A 2,477-nucleotide genomic window follows, 5' to 3' on the forward strand; every position below is an offset into this window, starting at 1 on the left:
TTTTTGATAAAAATAGTCACTTTTCCATTATACTATGGATTATTCGTTAGAAAAAGTCAATTTTATTAGCGTAATTGCGCAATGGTTGATTTCTTTGGGAACCCTTACAATTCAAATAGAAGGAGGGTTCCGATGGATAGAGACAGAACAACTGAGTGGATTTGGATAAAAGATTGGACACTCGAAGATGGAGAAGCGCCTAGACAAGTCTATTTTCGTAAAGAGATTCATCTTTCAGCTCCGATTAAGGGAGAATTGAGGATATCCGCTGATTCCCGGTATAAACTATATATAAATGACAATCTTGTGGAGGTGGGTCCGAGTAAAGGGGATCGGCAAATTTGGTATTATGATACGATTGATATCACAAAGCATCTGAAAAAAGGATTAAACGTATTTGCAGTAAAAGTGCTGCGTTATCCGCTGAATCATTCAAAAGGGAATCATGGCATATTCCGCACGGATACGCCCGGACTTTATGTGTCGGGAGAAATCACAAGCGCTGAAGGTTTTGTACAAAGCATCCAGGCAGACGAAACGTGGCGATGCCTCATCGATCCAACTTTTGAAATCATTTCGGAATCAGCGGTTTTTGCGCCCCTGCAGATATATGAAAAAGTCAGCGGCGATGCTAAAAATGCCGACTGGCTGAAGGCTGGTTTTGACGCAGCGGATTGGCCGATGGCGATGGCGTATCAACCAAACGAGATGAGTCGAGCGGTCAGCCCGGGGAACTTGCATCCACGCACCATTCCTTTCATGTACCGGAAGGAACGGAATTTCGAGAAAATTATGACCCTCAGAAAGTCGGTACATCCAAAAGACGCGTGGGAGAGATTTCTCTGCAAAAGAGAGCGCATTGTCATTCCGCCTAACAGCAAGGAGATCATTGAGATTTCTGCTGGGGAGGAAATGACAGGCTATCTCCAACTGGCGGTTTCCGGCGGGCATTCCGCTAAGATCAACATTCTTCAATCGGAAGCTTACGTCCAAAATGAAAAAACAGTTGTCAACGGTTTGGAGATACCAGTGAAGGAAGACCGGGAGGACTATCTGGGCGGACACCTGGAAGGATTCAGTGATGCATATACGGTAGCGGGTTATGGTACGGAACAGGCTCCGGAATGCTATGCACCTTTTTGGTTTCGGACATTCCGGTTCATTGGGCTGGAAATTGAAACAAAAGACGAGGGACTTGTTCTTGAAGCTTTTGATTACGTCGAAACCGGCTATCCTTTGGAAGTGAGCACGTCTTTCGAAAGCTCAGATGAAAGTTTGAGCGCAATTTGGGAGATCAGTGAACGGACTCTCAGGCGCTGTATGCATGAAACGTATGAAGATTGCCCTTTCTATGAGCAGTTGCAGTATGCAATGGATTCCAGGCTGCAGATACTGTATACCTATGCTGTCTCTGCGGATGATCGGCTCGCGCGTAAATGTATGGATGATTTTAAGCGCTCTCATCGTTACGACGGCACCTTGAATGGTTCGTACCCTTGCTATGGGCCGAATGTCATACCCGGATTTTCCATCTACTACATCTTGATGCTGCATGACCATATGATGTATTTTGATGATGTGGCGCTTCTGGAATATCATATGCCCACTGTTGAAGGCGTGTTGAACTACTTTGAGAGAAACGTGAGACCTGAAGGCTATGCAGGAAAGCTTGGCGGCATGAACGGAATTGATCGCTACTGGTCATTCATCGATTGGACGCCTGAGTGGAACGGCACAAGCGGTGTCCCTCCGGCAACGTTGCAGGGGGCCATCACGATGGAAAGTTTGCTCTATATTATGGGCTTGCAGACGGCTGCACAGATAGCTGAACATCTTGGCCGCAGCCAATTGGCAAGCCAAATGGAAGAAAAAGCAGAAGCAGTAAAACGGGCCATCAAAAAGTACTGCCTCGGCTCAAACGGAATGATCCAGGATGGTCCAGGCATTGAAACGTACAGCCAACATACGCAAGTGTTTGCGTTATTGACGGATACCCTTTCCCCTCAACAGGGAAAAGCAAATCTGTTGGAGACGATCATGCACAAAGAAAACTATGCGCAATGCTCGGTGGCGATGTCTTTTTATCTCTATCGCGCCTTACAGAAAGCAGAACTTTATGAGATGACGGATGATTACTGGAATATTTGGCGCAGAATGATCAAGAACAATGCCACGACTTGCGTGGAGGCAGAAGCCGGAGAGAGAAGCGAATGCCATGCTTGGGGGTCTTTGGCGCTGTATGAATTGCCGAGTGTGACATTGGGCGTTTATCCAGCAGAACCAGGCTATAAATCTGTCGTGATCGCTCCAACCCCTGGATACCTGACATGGGCCAAGGGAGAGGTTATGACACCTCATGGGCTTGTCAAAGTTGAATGGAAGAAAGATGGAGCTGGTTTAAATGTCAGTTATCAAGTGCCGGAAGGCATGAATGTACACGCTGTCAGTAGTGCCGATAAACGGAAATGAATGATCAA

1 protein-coding gene is annotated in these 2,477 nt (G+C 46.5%); it reads left to right on the forward strand.

Annotated features, from left to right (window positions below; all coding sequences use genetic code 11):
• The first annotated feature begins 132 nt into the window (after window positions 1-132).
• Window positions 133-2,469, forward strand: coding sequence for an alpha-L-rhamnosidase C-terminal domain-containing protein (locus tag WBV27_RS04045; protein WP_424199647.1), 2,337 nt, complete (start codon window positions 133-135; stop codon window positions 2,467-2,469).
• The last annotated feature ends 8 nt before the right edge of the window (window positions 2,470-2,477 follow it).

The sequence above is a fragment of the Trichococcus sp. genome, assembly GCF_049589555.1.
Lineage (GTDB): Bacteria > Bacillota > Bacilli > Lactobacillales > Aerococcaceae > Trichococcus.